This window comes from Faecalibacterium longum (assembly GCF_040094125.1).
Classification (GTDB): Bacteria; Bacillota; Clostridia; order Oscillospirales; family Ruminococcaceae; genus Faecalibacterium; species Faecalibacterium longum.
Genome location: NZ_JBBNIH010000118.1, coordinates 1 through 788, shown reverse-complemented (window position 1 = coordinate 788; position 788 = coordinate 1). Strand labels below are relative to the sequence as shown.

The following is a 788-nucleotide window of genomic DNA, read 5'->3' as shown; positions in this document are numbered from 1 at the left end:
GGCTTGCAGTTCTGCAAGGACAACTTCCCCGGTCATCCCGCCATCGTCTGCACCCACCCGGACGGTCACAACAGTGCCGGGAATATCCACGTCCACATCGTCATCGGCAGCTTGCGCGTCCGCACCGTGGAACGGCAGCCCTTCATGGACAAGCCGTGCGACTGGGAAGCGGGCAAGAAGCACCGCTGCACCTCTGCCATGCTCCGGCACCTCCGTGTCGCTGTCATGGAAATGTGCGAGCAAGCCGATCTGAACCAGATCAACCTGCTGGAAGCTCAAGGCAACCATGTTTCGGAGCGCGAGTATTGGGCGCAGCGGCGCGGACAACGCCGTCTCGACCATGCCAACGCCAAACTTGCCGCCGAAGGGCAGCAGCCCACCCAGACCGTCTACCAGACCGAACTGGACAAGCTGCGAAAGCAGATCTACGCTGTGCTGAACAAGACCACCACCTTCGAGGAATTTTCTGCATTGCTCATGCAGGAACACGGCATCGCCGTGAAGGAGAGCCGAGGTCGGTTGAGTTACTGCCCGCCCGGCCGGACAAAGTTCATCACAGCCAAGAAACTGAGCAAGAAGCTGGAAAAGGAGCAGGTGCTGACCGCCCTCTCCCAGAACATCCAGCTTGCCGCCATCATCCAGCCCGCCAGCGAACAGAAGCCGGATAAGATCAGGAAACTGGTTGACATTCAGGCAAACGTTGCTGCGGGCAAGGGCATCGGCTATGAGCGTTGGGCGAAAAAGTTCAACCTCAAACGCTGGTCGCAGACCTTGTGTCTCCTGCAGGA

Annotated in this window: 1 protein-coding gene; it reads left to right on the top strand. The window is 59.3% G+C overall.

The genetic code is table 11. The features are described from left to right. Window positions 1-788 (top strand): relaxase family protein (locus tag AAAU26_RS05200; protein ID WP_349180940.1); only part of this gene is annotated, 788 nt, incomplete at both ends.